At 61.3% G+C, this 18,763-nt stretch carries 20 protein-coding genes and 2 tRNA genes; 19 read left to right on the top strand and 3 right to left on the bottom strand.

Features of this window, described 5'->3' with window-relative positions; genetic code table 11:
• Positions 1-468 precede the first annotated feature (468 nt).
• The 6 genes from IG169_RS22415 (at position 469) to IG169_RS22395 (ending at position 6,241) form a co-directional block, all read left to right on the top strand.
• Entirely contained in the window at positions 469-1,167 is a 699-nt protein-coding gene (locus IG169_RS22415) for an adenylate/guanylate cyclase domain-containing protein (protein WP_193178472.1), read from the top strand.
• The gene (locus tag IG169_RS22410; protein WP_210326139.1) at positions 1,164-2,087 is read left to right on the top strand and encodes a TIR domain-containing protein; all 924 of its coding nucleotides are present in this window, start codon (positions 1,164-1,166) and stop codon (positions 2,085-2,087) included. The genes IG169_RS22415 and IG169_RS22410 overlap by 4 nt, the downstream gene beginning before the upstream one ends.
• A gap of 143 nt (positions 2,088-2,230) precedes the next feature.
• Entirely contained in the window at positions 2,231-3,823 is a 1,593-nt protein-coding gene (locus IG169_RS22405) for an adenylate/guanylate cyclase domain-containing protein (RefSeq protein ID WP_193178471.1), read from the top strand.
• The gene (locus IG169_RS24465; protein ID WP_428982277.1) at positions 3,820-4,593 is read left to right on the top strand and encodes an E2 domain-containing protein; all 774 of its coding nucleotides are present in this window, start codon (positions 3,820-3,822) and stop codon (positions 4,591-4,593) included. The genes IG169_RS22405 and IG169_RS24465 overlap by 4 nt, the downstream gene beginning before the upstream one ends.
• A complete protein-coding gene (locus IG169_RS22400) occupies positions 4,590-5,093 on the top strand; it encodes a Pycsar system effector family protein (protein ID WP_193178470.1) in 504 nt (167 codons plus the stop codon). The genes IG169_RS24465 and IG169_RS22400 overlap by 4 nt, the downstream gene beginning before the upstream one ends.
• Positions 5,094-5,902: 809 nt before the next feature.
• Complete coding sequence (locus tag IG169_RS22395; protein WP_193178469.1) at positions 5,903-6,241, top strand: hypothetical protein; 339 nt, start codon at positions 5,903-5,905, stop codon at positions 6,239-6,241.
• Between the two features lie 226 nt (positions 6,242-6,467).
• On the opposite strand, the gene IG169_RS22390 is transcribed toward IG169_RS22395, so the two are convergent.
• The gene (locus IG169_RS22390) at positions 6,468-6,695 is read right to left on the bottom strand and encodes a hypothetical protein (protein WP_193178468.1); all 228 of its coding nucleotides are present in this window, start codon (positions 6,693-6,695) and stop codon (positions 6,468-6,470) included.
• 34 nt (positions 6,696-6,729) lie between these two features.
• On the bottom strand, positions 6,730-7,140 hold the full coding sequence (locus IG169_RS22385) for a hypothetical protein (RefSeq protein WP_193178467.1): 411 nt from the start codon (positions 7,138-7,140) through the stop codon (positions 6,730-6,732).
• A gap of 230 nt (positions 7,141-7,370) precedes the next feature.
• On the opposite strand from IG169_RS22385, the gene IG169_RS24285 reads away from it, so the two are divergent.
• Positions 7,371-7,493: a hypothetical protein gene (locus IG169_RS24285; RefSeq protein WP_281435957.1), complete on the top strand. Its 123-nt coding sequence runs from the start codon at positions 7,371-7,373 to the stop codon at positions 7,491-7,493.
• A 306-nt stretch (positions 7,494-7,799) separates the two neighbouring features.
• Here IG169_RS24285 and IG169_RS22380 read toward each other — a convergent pair.
• Positions 7,800-7,875: transfer RNA gene (locus IG169_RS22380), tRNA-Val, on the bottom strand.
• Between the two features lie 190 nt (positions 7,876-8,065).
• Between IG169_RS22380 and IG169_RS22375 the strand changes: the two genes are divergently transcribed.
• From IG169_RS22375 to nuoI, 12 genes are all read left to right on the top strand, one after another.
• Positions 8,066-8,142: transfer RNA gene (locus tag IG169_RS22375), tRNA-Asp, on the top strand.
• Positions 8,143-8,389: 247 nt separating this feature from the next.
• Entirely contained in the window at positions 8,390-8,755 is a 366-nt protein-coding gene (locus IG169_RS22370; protein ID WP_193178466.1) for an NADH-quinone oxidoreductase subunit A, read from the top strand.
• Positions 8,746-9,321, top strand: a complete 576-nt coding sequence (locus IG169_RS22365; protein WP_193178465.1) for a NuoB/complex I 20 kDa subunit family protein — start codon at positions 8,746-8,748, stop codon at positions 9,319-9,321. Before IG169_RS22370 ends, IG169_RS22365 begins: the two co-directional genes overlap by 10 nt.
• 31 nt (positions 9,322-9,352) lie before the next feature.
• A complete protein-coding gene (locus tag IG169_RS22360; protein WP_193178464.1) occupies positions 9,353-9,961 on the top strand; it encodes an NADH-quinone oxidoreductase subunit C in 609 nt (202 codons plus the stop codon).
• Positions 9,958-11,148, top strand: coding sequence for an NADH-quinone oxidoreductase subunit D (locus IG169_RS22355; protein ID WP_193178463.1), 1,191 nt, complete (start codon positions 9,958-9,960; stop codon positions 11,146-11,148). Before IG169_RS22360 ends, IG169_RS22355 begins: the two co-directional genes overlap by 4 nt.
• Positions 11,148-12,248, top strand: coding sequence for an NADH-quinone oxidoreductase subunit NuoE (nuoE, locus tag IG169_RS22350; RefSeq protein WP_193178462.1), 1,101 nt, complete (start codon positions 11,148-11,150; stop codon positions 12,246-12,248). The genes IG169_RS22355 and nuoE overlap by 1 nt, the downstream gene beginning before the upstream one ends.
• A gap of 12 nt (positions 12,249-12,260) precedes the next feature.
• Positions 12,261-13,565, top strand: a complete 1,305-nt coding sequence (gene nuoF / locus IG169_RS22345; RefSeq protein ID WP_193178461.1) for an NADH-quinone oxidoreductase subunit NuoF — start codon at positions 12,261-12,263, stop codon at positions 13,563-13,565.
• 138 nt (positions 13,566-13,703) lie between these two features.
• Complete coding sequence (locus IG169_RS22340) at positions 13,704-14,516, top strand: NADH-quinone oxidoreductase subunit E (RefSeq protein WP_246717507.1); 813 nt, start codon at positions 13,704-13,706, stop codon at positions 14,514-14,516.
• 16 nt (positions 14,517-14,532) lie between these two features.
• The gene (locus IG169_RS22335) at positions 14,533-14,994 is read left to right on the top strand and encodes a DUF3291 domain-containing protein (RefSeq protein ID WP_193178460.1); all 462 of its coding nucleotides are present in this window, start codon (positions 14,533-14,535) and stop codon (positions 14,992-14,994) included.
• A gap of 24 nt (positions 14,995-15,018) precedes the next feature.
• Entirely contained in the window at positions 15,019-17,106 is a 2,088-nt protein-coding gene (gene nuoG, locus IG169_RS22330) for an NADH-quinone oxidoreductase subunit NuoG (protein ID WP_193178459.1), read from the top strand.
• 33 nt (positions 17,107-17,139) lie between these two features.
• Complete coding sequence (gene nuoH, locus IG169_RS22325; RefSeq protein ID WP_193178458.1) at positions 17,140-18,174, top strand: NADH-quinone oxidoreductase subunit NuoH; 1,035 nt, start codon at positions 17,140-17,142, stop codon at positions 18,172-18,174.
• A gap of 19 nt (positions 18,175-18,193) precedes the next feature.
• A complete protein-coding gene (nuoI, locus tag IG169_RS22320; RefSeq protein WP_193178457.1) occupies positions 18,194-18,685 on the top strand; it encodes an NADH-quinone oxidoreductase subunit NuoI in 492 nt (163 codons plus the stop codon).
• Positions 18,686-18,763: the final 78 nt, after the last annotated feature.

Below are 18,763 nucleotides of genomic sequence, written 5' to 3'. Positions count from 1 at the left end.
GATCGAAATCTCCATAGCCTTCGCCTGTGGCCCGCGGGTTCCTGCATGAGAGGCTTTCGTACGCCTGACGGCACCCGAAAACCTTCACCATTTCGGACATTTAGAGCGTAGGCCTCAAATGCTAAGAGCGGACGTTTCACGTTCAATCGCCGATTGGGCTGGTGAATATCGTTGAGATTGACACGACTTTCCAAATGGCGAAGACGCAAATCGTCGCCGAATATGAAACTTGGGAGCGACACCGAAGAAGATCAGAGACTCCTGCATCGCTTCTTCGCGAGTGTCCGTCTCATTCGGACGCAAGGTCGTCAACCCAAGTGGTTTCTGGTATCGGCAGAGGCTGACGAGTAAAAAGTTAGCCTGATAGCGACCAGAAGCCTGCAACTCTACCAATAAAGAAATCGAAGATCTTGCCCTAGTTTCTCCATCACCATTTGCCTAAAGAACGCCGAGTATTAAACAGGTAGCATGAGCGTCGCCGACGATATCAAGAAGAACGCCAAGGATGCCTTCGGCTCGCAATGGACTGTGCGGGATGGCTTGGTAGTTCCCGATGCGAGCGATCTCAGGCTCACGAACGATGCAGCCCACTTCAAAACCGCTACGATCCTCTATGCGGATCTCGACCAGTCTACCGAACTCGTCGAGACGAAGAAGTGGCAGTTCGCGGGCGAGGTGTACAAGACTTTCCTCTATGCTGCCTCGCGTCTGATTAGGCGCCATGATGGAAAAATCGTCTCCTATGACGGTGACCGAGTCATGGGTATTTTCATATCCAAGAGCCAGCGAAACGATGCTGTCTCCTGCGCGCTTGAGATCAACTACGCGGTGAAGAATATCGTCCAGGCGGAAATGGAGAAGAACTGGAACAGCGACTTCAAGATTCGGCATGTCATTGGCATCGATGCCTCTGAGATCCGCGCCGCCAGAACCGGCGTGCGTGGCGACAACGACCTAGTATGGATTGGCAACGCAGCCAATCTTGCCGCCAAATTGACTGCACTCACCGCCGACACCCCGACTTGGATTACGAAACGAGTCTACGATTTCTTACGCGACAACCAGAAGCTCGGTCCACAGAGCGAAAATATCTGGCGCAAGTGGAGTTGGAGCCAACACAACAACGAGGAGATATATTCCTCAAGCTATTGGAGGAAATTCAATTGAGCGGATTCATCGACCGCTTCCGGGGTGATGCTGGGCTGGGCAATCTGATTGATGCAATGTTACAGCAGGCAATTGTCTGCGGGAATCGGGATCTTGCCACTGAGCTCGCACAGCGCGCGGAACTGATTGAAGTTCAAGACGGGGAAGCCATTATCACCCAAGGTGGCGAGGACAACGACTTATTTCTGATAATCTCGGGCACGTTCAAAGTCGTTGTCAACGGCCGCGAGGTCGCAATGCGAGGCAGGGGCGATACCGTCGGGGAGATGGTGCTGGTTGAACCCTCGCAGCGGCGTTCTGCCGACATCGTGGCCGCGGAACCTGCCTTGGTCGCCAAGTTGACACATGCAGAGGTGACGGACCTCGGGTCACGGTGTCCCGAAATCTACCGAGTCATCGCTAGAACGCTGGCCCGCCGTCTGCTCGAACGCAACAAGCTCGTTGGCCAGCATCGCGATAAGATAAGGGTCTTCATCATATCTTCGGTGGAAGCACTGGAGGTGGCCCGCATTATCCAGAATGCGTTGGCCCACGACGACTTCGTCGTCAGGCTTTGGACCGACGACGTTTTCAGGGTGGCCAGCTATGCCCTTGAAACACTCGAGAACGAGGTGAACGATTCTGACTTCGCCATCGCTGTTGCCCACAGCGATGATATGACTCTATTCCGCGATCAGGAATGGCCCGCCCCACGCGACAATGTGGTTTTCGAGCTCGGCCTTTTCATGGGTCGGCTAGGGCGGAAACGTGCCATTCTCATGGAGCCGCGCGAAGACAAGGTTAAACTGCCTAGCGACCTCAGCGGCATCACCACGATCCCCTATAGCTACGAACCAGGTAAAGATGCAGCGGCAAAGATGGCACCCGCGTGTAACGTTCTGCGCGACCACATTAAGGAATGGGGGCCGTTCAACGGTTAGGCCGCTTCGGAATCATAGCAATCCACAGGTAACATTGCTGACCCGCGTGCAACGCTGGCGTGCATCTTGATGTTCTGCTAACGTTCCGCTCGCCAATCGGTCGCACGCAAGGTGATTCGCGATCAACAGGAAGGCTGCTGAGAATGGCTTGGAATGAAGATCGTGCCCGTAAGAGAATTCGGGATTTCATGGACAGCGTTCCGGAAGGCGACATTAAAGTCGAAGACTTCCGGACGTTCCTGACAGAAGCTCGCGTGCGGAAGGGCATGCTTACCGACATGTCTGTCCGTGCGGCACTCGTCGACATCCCTCGCAATCGGGCCATCACGACTGATGCCGTCCATGTCTATGCGAACCTCGTCGACTTCAACGACGTTCTCAACGAAGCAGGGCGCGAGACCGAGGCGAGCCATCGGCGCGCGCTAGAATTTCTCCATGCCCACTATCGCGGTTGCGACGAGCTTATTGATGAGTTCGAGATGCAGCGGGTCGACTTCCATGGATCGAGGCTGCACGCCGTGGTGCTGGCTCCCGACGGTGCCGAAAACGAAGGCGAACGCGTTCGTGTTGCGGTCGCCTTCGCAGCAGCGTTTCGCGAGATGGTGGAACGGCTCGGTGACAAGTATCCTAATTTCAAAACGGGGGTGCGCATCGGTATCGACAGCGGCCCCGCCGTCGCCATCGACTCCGGCCGAAGCGACGAGCGCGAGCCGCTCTTCATCGGAAGTCCCGCCAACCATGCAGCCAAGCTAGCGGATGGCAATGAAGAAGGCCTCAATCTCAGCCCGAGGGCGGCGGCAGCTCTGGGTCAGACGTCAGATCCGCTTGCCAAGAGCGTGTACCTTAACGAAGATATCGAGCGCCGATATCTGGGTGACGAGGTTGTCACCGCAGGTATGAGACAGAGCGGCAGCGCCAGGCTTGAAAAGGCGTATGCAGCCGTTCTTGAAAGTCTCGACGCGCGTATGAAATCCGAAACCGGTGAAGCGGTATTCAGGTTTCACCACAAGGAACCGCCGCTTAAGGATCTGGTCTATGCCGACCATCCGCCCAGCAACGCCATCCGGATGGACCTGGTGTCGATATTCGCCGACATCGACAATTTCACCGCCTACATTGACAATGCAATCGCAACCGGAATGATCGCTGAGGCCGTCGCGAACCTTCATGTTATCCGCGCGGAAATGGGTGCGGTCCTGCGCGATGACTTCGGAGGCCGGAAGGTCCGCTATATAGGCGATTGCATCCATGGTCTCCTCGCAGTGGGAGACAAGACCGAAACCAACGCAATGGATACCATGAAGACGGCGGTCGATGCCGCCGCCGGCCTTCGCTCATCTTTTGAACTTTGCCGAGAGATGCTGGCGGGAACAGACGAACTGGGCCTCGCCATCGGGATCGACTACGGCGTAACCCCCATTTGCCGGCTCGGCCTGCGGGGCGATGCCAGTGTTCGCGCAGCTGCTAGCCGCGCGACCTGCGTCTCCGAAGCAGAGCAAAGGCGCTGCAACGGCATTGAAACAGCTCTTGGAGAGGGTGCCTACAAGGCGTCCCCGGCGAGCATTCGCGAGGCTTTCGGCGACGAGCGGGTTATCCAGAATCTGAATGTCGACACCGCAGAGGTTGTTCTCGGCACCATGCCTTCTCCCTACACCTCCGCGGGAGCAGAGGCGGAACCGATGCGGGCGCATGAACCCGAAGCGGCCCCTCCGATGCGAGCTCATAATCTCAGGTGAAATCAGCTACCTTGTACCTGGCTGATACGGCGCCAGCTTGGTTCTCTGTCGAAACGTTGAACAGCGAGTCTCTCGTTGGTCGTGCCCGGGTGCCGAAGACACCTTGGGCCACCAGCGGACTGCGCCTGCATATATTCGGGAGACGACAGCCGCGAGTACGCGAGGAAGCGCCTGGCACCGACCTGCCATCTCGCTGTCCTGAGCGGCATATACAGGGAGACAGGACGTTCTGCCTCGGATTGCACTACCTGACTGTTCGATCAGTGAAGGAAGCCGGTCAATGGTGGGTGCAGCTTGACCAGTTTCTCAGGTGCCAAGGCGCGGCGGAACTCACGCGCGTCTGGCCGGTGAAACAAGCCCTCGATCATGGTGACGCGGGTCCTCACCATGAACGTGCTTTAGCACTCGCCGCGGAGGCCGGAGTGGAGGAAGAATATGCTTCCGCGCGCCTAGGCGACCCGAACTGGCTGACCGATCCTAAGCTGCACCTGTTTGACGAAAAGAGGCACCCGATAAACGGTCGGGCACGCTGTCCACGCGGGTGTCGGCGCCGTGCCCGAGGGCGCATGGTCAGGATACTTCGGACAGACTGCAGGAAGCGGCAGCTACTGGTCGATCTGGCGTTCACCGAGCAGCTCCGTCGCAAAGCTCTGGATCGGTATTGGCAGCACGTCTTCAATGACGGTGAGAAGTGCTGCAGAACGATGCGCGGGTGTCCGCTCGCTGCACATGAGGACCGAATTGAGGAAACCGGAAGGGAAAAGCCGTGAATGACATCGATATTATCCAGCGCCAATTGGACCGCTTGCTAACTTTCTTTCCTCGCGTGGAGGCGCGCATCAACGGGCTGTTCGGGGTCAATACGCTGATCTTCGTCATCGCCGCCGTCAACCTGTCAACTGGTGACTTGAGACTTTGGTATGTGACAATGCCCGGTGCCATTCTGTTAGTAGGATTGCTCACCTCCTACTACCATCTCTTCAAGGCTAGTTTTCCTGATGACAACGGGGGTGAAAACAGTCTGGTATTCTTCAAGCGGATACAGGAGCGCACTGAGGTCAATTATATCAAAGAATTCCTCGACTGCAGTGAGGCCAAATTTCGCGATGACCTGTTAGGACAAGTCTGGCGCAACGCGTGTATTCTGTGCGTGAAATACACTCGGGTGAAACAGGCGATCATCGCAACCGCTCTCAGCGTTGTTCCTTTTATTGTCTTCTTGATGGTCACAGCGACGATCCATACCCGCATCCCGCTTCTAAAAGTGTGATCAAAGTACTATATTTGGAGTTTCTTGACTTCCAAGCATCATCTCTCGACTCAAGCTCCACCGAAGAACGGATCGCGCTTCGCACGGAACGCTCGGACGGGGGGCGTGGCGGCTGCTAATCTGTCCTTCGGTATAATACCCGATAGTCCGCTTCCGGCCCCCTTTCGGCCATTCATCCAAGATGCCGCAGATGGCAACTTTCCGGCTTCGCGAAGGAGATCGCACGTGTGTTATCCGGTCGGTCCAGGGTAGGTTGTGGTCATGGAGGCATTCGCCACGATTTCAGGCCATGATCCTCCGTGCATCATATGTGGCCGAGACACCGTTATGGCCATCTGCCGAACAGGCCATAACCGCCATTACGTTTATCCGCCAGATTGATCGTAACGCGCCGCTATGGACAGTCCGCGTATTGTCTGCAGTGCCCGCTGGAGACTTTTCCCGGATCGTCTCCAGCATCCCGTCTGCGCGGGCCGTTACAGTAGCCAACAAACCTACTGTACCGCCCGCTATACGCAGTTCACCGAGTGCGTATGGCGGGCGGTTCCGCATCGACCGACGCGCCTTCCGTTGGTGCCATGCGCGCCGATGCCGAACCCTTCGTCTCTAGCCGGAGGGAAGGCGGCCCACCACGGCGAGGGAAGCGAATCCCATGTCGCGAGTCAGACTGGGCACCCGGCGCGAACAAACAGGTGCCGTCGGCGTTTGGATTGGCCGCGTGCTGGCAAAACGATCGGCGGCAACCGAAGGAACCATCCGGAGCGAGGGGAGGAGCGGTCGATGACGGAAACAGGAAGGGCTCAGTCCTGATGCTCGCGCCTCCCGCCGACGAGGAGCCAGAGGTCGCGCTTGTCAGGTGGGGCATCCTGATGCACCCGTCCGGCGACATGCATCTCGCCGGGCTGCGTGCCGACCGCGAGGCAAAGGGGAGGATATCGACGGCGCTCGTCCGGATCGATGCCGCCGCCGGCGAGGCCGAGACCCGGTCGGGTCGGCGCTACCGCCTGGTAGGCGAGCCAGACGACGACATCGCGTTCGAGGTCGCCGTAATTGCGTGGGGATACGTAAACGCGGTCGTGACGTACCCGATTTCGGCCGAGGAGGCGCGGCTGCGGCTGGAGGAGCCGCCGTCGCCTTTCATGAACTGACTTCTGTCTTCTCCGACTTGCCGGATGTTCTGTGGCAACAGAACCGAAACATCGCGCGATTCCGCCGCTCCGCGCGCGTCTCGCCCGTCGGCGATGCCTTGCCCTGTCTTGCGGCTGACCCCCTAGTCGATACGCGGCGGTCGTTCCAGTCGCGTCTCCGGGAGGCGTGTCAAAATCCGTATTTGAAGGGCCCCGCGTGTCGAAATCCTAGCGCTGGGGGCGCGGACTAATCGTCAGACATCGCATCGAGCGCGGGCGCGACCCGGGAATTGCGGTACAGTTCCCAAATGCCGCGTTCGACGGCGTTCCGGCGGTCGATGTCCAACTGCCGGAGGATCGCTTCCCGCGCCTCTCTCAGGCGGTACTCGCGCAGTGCGGCTTCCGCGGACGGCTCTTCGTGCAGGATGTCGCGGAAGCGCCTGTAAAGCGCGGCGGTCTCGTCGTCGGATCCCATATCTAACGCAACTCGTGCTTTGTAGGCGGTTCCGTTAGATACGGGCGAGCCGACGGCGGCGAAGGGCTCGACCGACGTGGAGGCGGAGCCAGAAGAACGCGAAGAGGCCGCACCACGTAGCGACGGGTGCGATGACACCGAAGATGACCGGGTTGTGAATGGCAAGCGAGACCGGGTCCGTAAGGGCGAGGAACGCCGTCTCTCGCAGCCACGTCGCCGCAGAGAGTTTCACTCGCAGCCAGATCAGCAGGGTTTCGTCGCCGAACGCGCCGAAGGCCAGGTAGGCGATCGATGCCGGAACGGTTACAGGCCACAGCAGCCAGTAGACGCGCGCCGCGACGTGGATGAGCGGGAACGCCATCATGCCGCCCACGGCCGCTGCCGCCATGCTTCCATAGACAGCGCCGATTGCGCCTCCGTCGCCGCCGGGTCGTCCGTGTGCCATGAGTCAGTCTCCTGTTCCTGCAGTCGGAGACCGTACTTGGCAGGATCCAGGAAAGATCTAAAGCCCGTTTGCGCCGGCCGCGCCAGCGGACCGCGCTCGACGCAGTGCCCGGCTCTGGAGGATGGACGACCGGACGGCGAGGCTGCCTGACCCGGGAAGCCGGAGAACACGAATCAGCGGGGCAGGGACGTTCTTGCCCGGTTCCGGTTCAAGCGGTATGCCGGACGAACATGGGCAACGACGCGGACATCGAACTCAAGCTGCGCTGGCGGCGAACGTGGTCCGAACGGGACAACGATTTCGCATGCGCTGCGCCGGAGCACCGTGGCAGCGTCGGGCGCATCTACCTGTAGGGCCAGGCACCGGCCGCTGGGCAGTGGTACTGGAGCTACCAAGGGCATGTCCCGGCTGTGCCCTGGGGCGCCGACAGCGCCGGCATTGCACCGTCCCCATGGGAGGCCGCGAAGGCGGTCGAAGACAGGTGGTTCGCAGACCTCGAAAAGGCCTCGAAAGCCCTCGTCTGATAGTTAACGTCTTCTGCACTTAAACGCCGTTATCTGCCGATTCTTGACGTCGGAAGCCCAGAGTTCCGGGGCATGTTTTCGTGGCGGTTTTCGTGGCGGTTGCTGGTAGTTAAACCGCTAAGTCATTGAAAAGATTGGTGGGCGGTGAGAGGCTCGAACTCCCGACATCTTCGGTGTAAACGAAGCGCTCTACCAACTGAGCTAACCGCCCGGACCGTGGCGCGTATCTAAGCGGGAATGCGCGCCGATGCAAGCGTTTGTCGACGCTCGCACACCGCCCGGGCGGCACGCATTTTCGCCCTTTCACAAAAACGCGACACAAGCTCTGCAGCGCGCTTGACAGGGTATGGGGAACCGCTTAAGTGACCGCTCACGCTTCGGCCCGCAAGTCGAAGCAATGCGCGGGTGTAGCTCAGCTGGTTAGAGTGCCGGCCTGTCACGCCGGAGGTCGCGGGTTCGAGCCCCGTCACTCGCGCCATTTTTCTTCTTTTATATATTGCGTTTTTTGCACGTTTTGCGTTGCCGCATGCGCGGGCGCATCGCGCAGGCGCAAACGCGCTTTTGAACGAAGTTTCACGCATATTTTGGCTTATGTTGCACTTGCGTAGAAACGTCCCAAGGTCTAACCCGTGGTCATCGGAACAGCGGCGCGGGCGTCTGTTTGCGAATTCCCCGGGAGGGGAAAGGGACACTCCCGCCGCGCAACGAATTGGTGAAGCCAGACCATGGACGCAGTCATCGCATCCTATTTGCCGATCATCATTTTTCTTGTCGTTAGCGCCGTCATCGGAGGGGCTCTGCTGATCGCTCCCTTCGTCGTCGCCCACAAGAATCCGGATCCCGAAAAATTGTCGGCCTATGAGTGCGGGTTCAACGCCTTCGACGACGCCCGCATGAAATTCGACGTGCGATTCTATCTTGTCTCGATCCTGTTCATCATCTTCGATCTTGAAGTGGCCTTCCTGTTTCCCTGGGCGGTCTCCTTCTCCAAGATCGGCATGCTGGGCTTCTGGTCGATGATGGTGTTTCTCGGCGTCCTGACGATCGGCTTCATCTATGAATGGAAGAAGGGAGCGCTCGAATGGGATTGAGCGATACCACGCTCGTCGCGCCGCAGCCAAAGGGCGTCATCGATCCGAAGACGGGCAAGCCCGCAGGCGCCGACGATCCTTTTTTCGGCGAGATGAACAACGAGCTGGCCGACAAGGGCTTTCTCGTCACCTCGACGGACGAACTGATCACCTGGGCGCGCACCGGCTCGCTGATGTGGATGACCTTCGGTCTGGCCTGCTGCGCCGTCGAGATGATGCAGACGTCGATGCCGCGCTATGACGCCGAGCGCTACGGTTTCGCGCCGCGCGGTTCCCCGCGCCAGTCCGACGTGATGATCGTCGCCGGCACGCTGACCAACAAGATGGCGCCCGCCCTGCGCAAGGTCTACGACCAGATGCCGGAGCCGCGCTACGTCATCTCCATGGGCTCCTGCGCCAATGGCGGCGGCTACTATCACTATTCCTATTCCGTGGTGCGCGGCTGCGACCGCGTGGTGCCGGTCGACATCTACGTGCCCGGCTGCCCGCCGACCGCGGAGGCGCTACTCTACGGCGTCCTTCTCCTGCAAAAGAAAATCCGCCGCACCGGCACGATCGAACGCTGATCGGTCGAAAGGCAACGGAGCCGCAATCAAGATGGCCACGACAGAAACCCTACAGGATCTTGTCAGCACGCTTTCCGACGAGCTGGACGGTATCGACTACGAGACGCATATCGCGTTTGGCGAACTGGCGGTCACGACGAGCATCGGCAGCCTGATTCAGTTGCTGACCGCGCTGCGCGACAATGTGCAGCTGAAATTCGTCTCCATCATCGACATCACCGCGGCCGACTATCCGGGCCGCGACCGCCGTTTCGATGTCGTCTATCATCTCCTGTCGCCGACCCTGAACCAGCGCATCCGCATCAAGGTCGAGACCGACGAGGACACGGCCATTCCGAGCGCGGTCGGCGTCTTCCCGGGCGCCAACTGGTACGAGCGCGAAACCTACGACATGTACGGTATCCTGTTTTCCGGCCATCCGGACCTGCGGCGTCTTTTGACGGATTACGGTTTCGAGGGTCATCCGCTCAGGAAGGACTTCCCGCTCACGGGCTTCGTCGAGGTGCGTTACGACGACGAGCAGAAACGCGTCGTCTACGAGCCGGTGAAGCTGCGCCAGGAATTCCGCGATTTCGATTTCCTTTCGCCTTGGGAAGGCACGGACTACGTGCTGCCGGGTGATGAGAAGGCCAAATCATGACCGAACACAACGTCCGCAATTTCACCATCAATTTCGGCCCGCAGCATCCGGCCGCGCACGGTGTGCTGCGCCTCGTCCTCGAGCTCGACGGCGAGGTCTGCGAGCGCGTCGATCCGCATATCGGCCTGCTGCATCGCGGCACCGAGAAGCTGATGGAGGCCAAGACCTATCTTCAGGCCGTGCCCTATCTCGACCGCCTCGACTATGTCGCGCCGATGAACCAGGAACACGCCTTCGCGCTGGCGGTGGAGCGCCTGATGGACATCGAGGTGCCGAAGCGCGGGCAGGTGATCCGCGTTCTCTACTCCGAAATCGGCCGCATCCTCTCGCATCTCCTCAACATTACCACCCAGGCGCTGGATGTCGGCGCCCTGACGCCGCCGGTCTGGGGGTTCGAGGAACGCGAGAAGCTGATGGTGTTCTACGAGCGGGCCTGCGGCGCGCGCATGCATGCCGCCTATTTCCGCCCCGGCGGCGTCCATCAGGACCTGCCGCAGCAGCTCATCGAGGATATCGGCAACTGGATCGATCCGTTCCTGAAGGTCGTCGACGACCTCGACACGCTTCTGACCGGCAACCGCATCTTCAAGCAGCGCAACGTCGATATCGGCGTGGTCAAGCTGGAAGACGCCTGGGCGTGGGGCTTCTCCGGCGTCATGGTGCGCGGATCGGGCGCCAAATGGGACCTGCGCAAGTCGCAGCCCTACGAGTGCTACGACGAGATGGATTTCCGGATCCCGATCGGCAAGAACGGCGACTGCTACGACCGCTACCTGATCCGCATGGAGGAGATGCGCCAGTCGGCCCACATCATGCGCCAGTGCGTCGACCGCCTGCTCGGCACCGAGGCGACCGGCCCGGTCTCCAACACGGATGGCAAGATCGTCCCCCCGAAGCGCGGCCAGATGAAGCGCTCGATGGAAGCGCTGATTCATCACTTCAAGCTTTACACCGAAGGCTACCACGTGCCGGCCGGAGAGGTTTACGCCGCCGTCGAGGCGCCGAAGGGCGAATTCGGTGTGTTCCTCGTCTCCGACGGCTCCAACAAACCCTATCGCGTCAAGCTGCGCGCGCCGGGTTTCGCGCATCTGCAGGCGATGGATTTCATTTGCCGCGGCCACATGCTGGCCGACGTCTCCGCCGTCCTCGGCTCCCTCGATATCGTGTTTGGTGAGGTGGACCGCTAATGTCCGTTCGTCGTCTCGCAGAAGAAAACGTCCAACCGGCCGAGTTCAAGTTCTCGCGCGCCATGGCCGCAGAGGCCAGGAAGTGGATCAAGAAATATCCCAAGGGCCGCGAACAGTCGGCCGTCATTCCGCTGTTGATGCTGGCGCAGGAACAGGATGGCTGGGTCACGCGCGCGGCCATCGAGCATGTCGCCGAGACGCTTGATATGCCGCGCATCCGCGTGCTCGAGGTCGCGACCTTCTACACCCAGTTCATGCTCGCGCCGGTCGGCACGAAGGCGCATGTCCAGGTTTGCGGCACGACGCCCTGCATGCTGCGCGGCGCCGAGGAGCTGAAGAAGGTCTGCCAGAACCGGATCAATCACGATCCCCTCGCCTTGAATGGGGAGGGCACGCTGTCTTGGGAAGAGGTCGAGTGCCAGGGCGCTTGCGTCAACGCGCCGATGGTGATGATCGGCAAGGACACCTACGAGGACCTGACGCCGGAGCGGCTCGAAGAGATCATCGACGCCTTCGAGGCGGGCAAGGGCGCTTCCGTCAAGCCGGGACCGCAGATCGACCGCATCTATTCCGCGCCCGTTGGCGGTCCGACGACGCTTCTGGAGGACGCGCCGAAAAAGGCTGCGAAAAAATCGTCGAGCTCCACCGTCAAGATCGCCAGCACCGCGAGATCGGTCACGCCGAAGAAGAAGCCGGTCGAAAAGACCGTCGAGGGCGGCAACGCGACCATGAGGGTCGCCGCGACGGCCTCTGGCCGCGCCAAGCCGTCGGCGGCAAAACCCGTGGCGAAAAAGGCGGAGGCCCCTGTGCCGTCGCTTGACGACAAGAACCGGCCCGCCGGCATCGACAAGCCCGCCACGCCGGACGATCTGAAAATGATTTCCGGCGTCGGCCCGAAGATCGAGGGCACGCTCCATTCGCTTGGCATCTACACCTTCAAGCAGATCGCGGGCTGGAAGAAGGCCGAGCGCGAATGGGTCGACAACTATCTGAAATTCAAGGGCCGGATCGAGCGCGAGGACTGGGTCAAGCAGGCCAAGGCGCTCGCCAAGGGCGGCCGTGACGAATACGTCAAGGTCTTCGGCAAAGAGCCGCGGTGAAGGAACTGAACGATGCTCGCTGACAAGGATCGAATTTTCACCAATATCTACGGCTTGCGCGACAAGAGCCTCAAGGGCGCGATGGCGCGTGGCCACTGGGACGGCACCAAGGCGCTGATCGACAAGGGCAAGGACTGGATCATCAACGAGATGAAGGCGTCCGGCCTGCGCGGGCGCGGTGGCGCCGGCTTCCCGACCGGGCTGAAATGGTCCTTCATGCCCAAGCAGCCGAGCGAGCGGCCGCATTATCTCGTCGTCAATGCCGACGAATCCGAGCCCGGGACCTGCAAGGACCGCGACATCATGCGCCACGATCCGCACACGCTGATCGAGGGCTGCGTTCTTGCCGGTTTCGCCATGGGCGCGAATACCGCCTACATTTACATTCGGGGCGAATATATCCGCGAGCGCGAGGCGCTTCAGGCAGCGATCGACGAGTGCTACGAGGCCAAACTTCTCGGCAAGAACAACAAGTGCGGCTGGGACTTCGACGTCTATCTGCACCATGGTGCCGGCGCCTATATCTGCGGCGAGGAAACCGCGCTGCTCGAAAGCCTGGAGGGCAAGAAGGGCCAGCCGCGCCTGAAGCCGCCGTTCCCGGCCAATGTCGGCCTCTACGGCTGCCCGACCACCGTCAACAACGTCGAATCGATCGCGGTCGCCCCGACCATCCTGCGCCGCGGTGCGGCCTGGTTCTCGTCGTTCGGCCGCGAGAACAATGTCGGCACCAAGCTGTTCATGGTGTCCGGCCATGTCAACAATCCTTGCACCTTCGAGGAATCGATGGGCCTGACCTTCCGCGAACTGATCGAAACCCATTGCGGCGGCATTCGCGGCGGCTGGGACAATCTGCTCGCCGTCATTCCCGGCGGCGCATCGTGCCCGGTCGTGCGCGGCGAGGACATGATGGATGCCATCATGGATTTCGATGGCATGCGCGACGTGAAGTCCTCCTTTGGCACCGGCGGCATGATCGTTATGGACAAGTCGACCGACATCGTGAAGGCGATCTGGCGCATCGCGGCCTTCTTCAAGCACGAGAGCTGCGGCCAGTGCACGCCGTGCCGCGAGGGCACCGGCTGGATGATGCGGGTCCTGGAGCGCATGGTCACCGGCAACGCCCAGAAACACGAGATCGACATGTTGCTGGAGGTCTCAAAGCAGGTGGAGGGCCACACGATCTGTGCGCTCGGCGACGCTGCGGCCTGGCCGATCCAGGGCCTGATTCGCAACTTCCGTCCGGAGATCGAGCAGCGCATCGACGAGTTTTCGCGCAACGCGCACCAGGCAAAACCGGTGCTCGAAGCAGCGGAATGAGACTGACAGCGGGTCGGTGACGGCCCGGTTCGCGGAACCAACCGCGCAAAGAGGAAACGTTGAAGGCAGGGGGAACGGAACAGACGCGTAGAGCCCAAGGAGGGACTGATGTCTATGTCTAATTTCCCGGATGAAACGATGACCAAGAACAACCCGTTTGCCGCACTGGCTGGCGACATGACCGAGATGCAGAAGGAAGCGGCGGAATGGATGTCCGGCGCGGCCCTGCCGCAGCTCGCCGGCATGTCGAACCTCGCCGCCCACCCGATGGGCGCGATGGTCGCGGCATCCGCTGTCGGCATGGGCATGGCCAGCCAGTTCTTCGGCATGATGGCGGGCACCATGGCAGGCGCCATGCAGGCGGCCAACATGCTCGCCAACGAGACGACCGGCGGGCATTCCGAACTCTATGGCCTTTCCAATCCGCTGAATTTCGATATTGCCACCGGTTCCTTCGACGACACGAAGGAAGAGGATCCGGTCGCGCATCAGCCGCCGGTCAAGGCCGACGCCCCGAAAAAAGCCCCTGCGCCGGCAAAGCCGAAGGCCAAAGTCAAATCCGCCGCTCCCGAGGCGAAGGCCGAAATGCCCAAGGCGACGTTCGAGTTGCCGGAGCCAAAGCCCGAACCCGTCGCCATGACGCCGCAGGCCGCGCCTGCGACCGAGGAGGCGCCGGTCGCCACGGGCAAGATCGAACCGATCATGCCGGAGGACTTCGTCAAACCGAAAGCGATGGACAAGCCGGATATGCCCGACGATCTCAAGGCGATCGCCGGGATCGGGCCGAAGCTGGAGCAGGTACTCAACAGCCTCGGCATCTGGACATACGCGCAGGTCGCGGACTGGACGCCCTACGAGGTCGCCTGGATCGACGACTACCTGCAGTTCAAGGGCCGCATCGAGCGCGATGACTGGATCGCGCAGGCAGCCGCTCTGGCGGAAAAGAAGTAAGGAAAGCGGTTCCCGGATGCACCTTGCAGAAGTCAACATAGCCAAGCCGGTTTACGCGCTCGACGATCCGCGGATCGCCGGCTTCGTGAACCGGCTCGACGCGGTCAACGCCGTCGCCGACCGGTCGGATGGCTTTGTCTGGCGGCTGCAGGAAGAATCCGGAAATGCGCTGGATATTCAGGTGTTTGATGATCCGACGCTGATCATCAACATGAGTGTCTGGCAGACACCGGAGCATCTCGAGCATTTTGTCTGGAACACGGTGCACAAACAGGTTTACCGCCGCAAGGCGGAGTGGTTTAAGGCGCTCGCCGAACATCATTTCGCGATGTGGTGGGTCGAGGAAGGGCATGTCCCGACGCTCGCCGAGGCACGCGGCAAGCTCGAGCATCTCGCCCGTCACGGCGACACCGATGAAGCATTTGGATGGGCGCACCTGCCGCATGTCAAACTCTGGCAGACGCAGCGCTGCGCCTAGGAACTGAAGGTTGGATTTCGCATCATGGCAATGATCAAGGTTGACGGCAACGAGGTCGAAGTCCCGGATCACTACACGCTTCTGCAGGCGTGCGAGGAAGCGGGCGCGGAAGTGCCGCGTTTCTGTTTCCACGAGCGCCTGTCGATCGCCGGCAACTGCCGCATGTGCCTCGTCGAGGTGAAGGGCGGCCCGCCGAAGCCGACGGCCTCCTGCGCCATGGGCGTGCGCGACCTGCGTCCCGGTCCGAATGGCGAGCCGCCGGAAGTCTTCACCAACACGCCGATGGTCAAGAAGGCCCGCGAAGGCGTGATGGAGTTCCTGCTCATCAACCACCCGCTCGACTGTCCGATCTGCGACCAGGGCGGCGAATGCGACCTGCAGGACCAGGCGATGGCCTTCGGCGTCGACGCCTCGCGCTACCAGGAGAACAAGCGCGCCGTCGAGGACAAGTATATCGGCCCGCTGGTCAAGACGATCATGACGCGCTGCATCCACTGCACGCGCTGCGTCCGCTTCACGACGGAAGTGGCCGGCATTTCCGAACTCGGCCTGATCGGCCGCGGCGAGGACGCCGAGATCACCACCTATCTCGAACAGGCGATGACCTCGGAACTGCAGGGCAATGTCATCGACCTGTGCCCGGTCGGCGCGCTCACCTCGCGCCCGTATGAATTCCACGCCCGCCCCTGGGAATTGTCGAAGACCGAATCGATCGACGTGATGGACGCGGTCGGGTCGGCGATTCGTGTCGATACCCGCGGCCGCGAGGTCATGCGCGTCATGCCGCGCGTCAACGAGGCCGTGAACGAGGAGTGGATCTCCGACAAGACCCGCTTCATCTGGGACGGATTGCGCACCCAGCGCCTCGACCGGCCTTATGTGCGCGGCAAGGACGGGCGGCTGGCGCCGGCGTCCTGGACCGACGCCTTCGCCGCGATCAAGGCCGCGGTGTCGGGCAGGAAGGGCGAGGAGATCGGCGCAATCGCGGGCGATCTCGCCGGCGTTGAGGAAATGTATGCGCTCAAGAGCCTGATGGGCGCGCTCGGTTCGCCGAACATCGATTGCCGCCAGGACGGGGCGGCGCTCGATCCGTCGCTCGGACGCGCCTCCTATGTCTTCAATCCGACCATCGAAGGCATCGAGGATGCCGATGCGATCCTGATCGTCGGCGCCAATCCGCGCTTCGAGGCATCGGTCCTGAACGCGCGCATCCGCAAGACGTGGCGTGCCAACGACATCAAGATCGGTGTCATCGGCGAGATGGGCGATCTGCGTTACGACTACGAACAATTGGGGTCCGGCCCCGAAACGCTGGCCGAACTGGCCGACGGCAAGCACAAGTTCTTCCGCACCCTGAAGGCCGCCAAGCGCCCGATGATCATCGTCGGGCAGGGCGCCCTGGCGCGCGGCGACGGCGGCACCGTTCTCGGCCTCGCCGCCAAGATCGCGGAAGCAACCGGTGCGACCAAGGGCGACTGGAACGGCTTCGCCGTCCTGCACACCGCCGCGGCGCGCGTCGGCGGCCTCGATCTCGGCTTCGTGCCGGGCAAGGACGGCAAGGACGCGGCCAAGATGGTGGCCGATACGGATGTCCTGTTCCTGCTCGGCGCCGACGAACTCGACCTGCGCAAGCGCAAACAGGGCGGCTTCACCGTCTATGTCGGAACCCATGGCGACATCGGCGCCCATCATGCCGACGTGATCTTGCCGGCTTCCGCCTACACGGAAAAATCGGCCACCTATGTCAACACCGAGGGCCGCGTCCAGATGACGACTCGCGCCGGTTTCGCGCCTGGCGACGCCAAGGAGGACTGGGCCATCCTGCGCGCGCTTTCCGACGTGCTCGGCCACAAGCTGCCCTTCGATTCGCTGGCGCAACTGCGTGCCAAACTCTACGAAGCCCACCCGCATTTTGCCCGTCTCGATACCATCGAACCCGCAAATCCGGGCGATATTGCTGCGCTTGCGAAAAAAGGCGGCAGATTGGGCAAGTCAGCATTTGCATCGCCGGTCAAAGACTTCTATTTGACCAACCCAATCGCGCGGGCCTCCGCCGTCATGGCCGAATGTTCGAGCCTCGCGCGCAACGGCTTTGCGCAAGCCGCTGAATGATGCAGGGACAGGGACAGGAAACGGACAGCATCCATGTTTGAAACCTACGTCATTCCCGGGCTGATCATTCTGCTGCAGACGCTCGTCCTGCTGGTCGCGCTCCTGGTGTTCACGGCGTTCATTCTCTATGCCGACCGCAAGATCTGGGCCGCGGTCCAGTCGCGGCGCGGACCGAACGTTGTCGGCCCGTGGGGATTGCTGCAGTCCTTCGCCGACCTTCTGAAATTCGTCCTCAAGGAACCCATTGTCCCGTCGGGTTCGAACAAGGGCATCTTCCTGCTCGCGCCCTTCGTGTCGGCGACGCTGGCGCTCGCCGCCTGGGCGGTGATCCCGCTTGCCGACGGCTGGTCGATCGCCTCGGTCAATGTCGGCATCCTCTATGTCTTCGCCATCTCCTCGCTCGAGGTCTATGGCGTGATCATGGCCGGCTGGGCGTCGAACTCGAAATACCCGTTCCTCGGCGCGCTGCGCTCGGCCGCGCAGATGGTCTCCTACGAGGTCTCCATCGGCTTCGTCATCGTCACCGTGCTCCTCTGCGTCGGCTCGCTCAATTTGTCCGACATCGTGATGGCCCAGACGGACGGCATCGGCACGCGCCTCGGCCTGCCGAACACCTTCCTCGACTGGCACTGGCTCGGCCTGCTGCCGATGTTCGTGATCTTCTTCATCTCGGCGCTTGCCGAGACAAACCGCCCGCCCTTCGACCTGGTGGAAGCCGAATCCGAGCTCGTCGCCGGCCACATGATCGAATATTCGTCGACGCCCTACATGCTGTTCATGCTGGGCGAGTATATCGCCATCCTGCTGATGTGCGCGCTGACGACGGTCCTGTTCCTCGGCGGCTGGCTTCCGCCGTTCGATTTCGCGCCGTTCACTTGGCTGCCGGGCATCTTCTGGTTCGTGCTCAAGCTCTGCATGGTCTTTTTCATGATCTCCATGGTGAAGGCTTTCGTGCCGCGCTACCGCTACGACCAGCTGATGCGGCTCGGCTGGAAGGTGTTCCTGCCGATCTCGCTGTTCATGGTGTTCGCGACCGCGGCATTCCTGAAACTGACGGGCTGGGCCTGAGAAACGGAGGCATGGAACGATGAGTACGCTCACACAAGCCGCCAAGGCACTGCTGCTGCAGGAATTCGTCGGCGCTTTCTTTCTGTCGATGCGCAGGTTCTTCGCGCCGAAATTCACGCTCAACTACCCGCACGAGAAGGGGCCGGTTAGTCCTCGCTTCCGCGGCGAGCACGCGCTGCGCCGCTATCCGAACGGCGAGGAACGCTGCATCGCCTGCAAGCTCTGCGAGGCGATCTGCCCGGCGCAGGCGATCACCATCGAGGCCGGACCGCGCCGCAATGACGGCACGCGGCGCACGGTGCGCTACGACATCGACATGGTGAAATGCATCTATTGCGGCTTCTGCCAGGAAGCCTGCCCCGTCGATGCCATCGTCGAGGGACCGAATTTCGAGTTCGCCACGGAAACCCGTGAGGAACTCTATTACAGCAAGGAAAAACTCCTGGAGAACGGCGACCGGTGGGAGCGCGAAATCGCGCGCAACATCGCGCTCGATTCGCCGTACCGCTAGGGGAACGAACCATTTCAAACGCTGCCCGCCAGGGTAGTGGAACTCCGGGGCCGGCACGTCGATGCGGGGACCGGAAAG

It is taken from the genome of Oricola nitratireducens, assembly GCF_014904745.1.
Lineage (GTDB): Bacteria > Pseudomonadota > Alphaproteobacteria > Rhizobiales > Rhizobiaceae > Oricola > Oricola nitratireducens.
This window is presented reverse-complemented; position numbering and strand designations above follow the sequence as displayed.

What these genes read in the sequence shown, in the direction of transcription:
- IG169_RS24285 (WP_281435957.1), top strand. Translation starts at nt 7,371, where the DNA reads ATGGGCAACGACGCGGACATCGAACTCAAGCTGCGCTGGCGGCGAACG.
- nuoG (WP_193178459.1), top strand. Translation starts at nt 15,019, where the DNA reads ATGGCAATGATCAAGGTTGACGGCAACGAGGTCGAAGTCCCGGATCAC.
- nuoH (WP_193178458.1), top strand. Translation starts at nt 17,140, where the DNA reads ATGTTTGAAACCTACGTCATTCCCGGGCTGATCATTCTGCTGCAGACG.
- IG169_RS22390 (WP_193178468.1), bottom strand. Translation starts at nt 6,695, where the DNA reads ATGGGATCCGACGACGAGACCGCCGCGCTTTACAGGCGCTTCCGCGAC.
- IG169_RS22365 (WP_193178465.1), top strand. Translation starts at nt 8,746, where the DNA reads ATGGGATTGAGCGATACCACGCTCGTCGCGCCGCAGCCAAAGGGCGTC.
- nuoF (WP_193178461.1), top strand. Translation starts at nt 12,261, where the DNA reads ATGCTCGCTGACAAGGATCGAATTTTCACCAATATCTACGGCTTGCGC.
- IG169_RS22370 (WP_193178466.1), top strand. Translation starts at nt 8,390, where the DNA reads ATGGACGCAGTCATCGCATCCTATTTGCCGATCATCATTTTTCTTGTC.
- IG169_RS22335 (WP_193178460.1), top strand. Translation starts at nt 14,533, where the DNA reads ATGCACCTTGCAGAAGTCAACATAGCCAAGCCGGTTTACGCGCTCGAC.
- IG169_RS22405 (WP_193178471.1), top strand. Translation starts at nt 2,231, where the DNA reads ATGGCTTGGAATGAAGATCGTGCCCGTAAGAGAATTCGGGATTTCATG.
- IG169_RS22415 (WP_193178472.1), top strand. Translation starts at nt 469, where the DNA reads ATGAGCGTCGCCGACGATATCAAGAAGAACGCCAAGGATGCCTTCGGC.
- nuoI (WP_193178457.1), top strand. Translation starts at nt 18,194, where the DNA reads ATGAGTACGCTCACACAAGCCGCCAAGGCACTGCTGCTGCAGGAATTC.
- IG169_RS22360 (WP_193178464.1), top strand. Translation starts at nt 9,353, where the DNA reads ATGGCCACGACAGAAACCCTACAGGATCTTGTCAGCACGCTTTCCGAC.
- IG169_RS22355 (WP_193178463.1), top strand. Translation starts at nt 9,958, where the DNA reads ATGACCGAACACAACGTCCGCAATTTCACCATCAATTTCGGCCCGCAG.
- nuoE (WP_193178462.1), top strand. Translation starts at nt 11,148, where the DNA reads ATGTCCGTTCGTCGTCTCGCAGAAGAAAACGTCCAACCGGCCGAGTTC.
- IG169_RS22385 (WP_193178467.1), bottom strand. Translation starts at nt 7,140, where the DNA reads ATGGCACACGGACGACCCGGCGGCGACGGAGGCGCAATCGGCGCTGTC.
- IG169_RS22395 (WP_193178469.1), top strand. Translation starts at nt 5,903, where the DNA reads ATGCTCGCGCCTCCCGCCGACGAGGAGCCAGAGGTCGCGCTTGTCAGG.
- IG169_RS22340 (WP_246717507.1), top strand. Translation starts at nt 13,704, where the DNA reads ATGACCAAGAACAACCCGTTTGCCGCACTGGCTGGCGACATGACCGAG.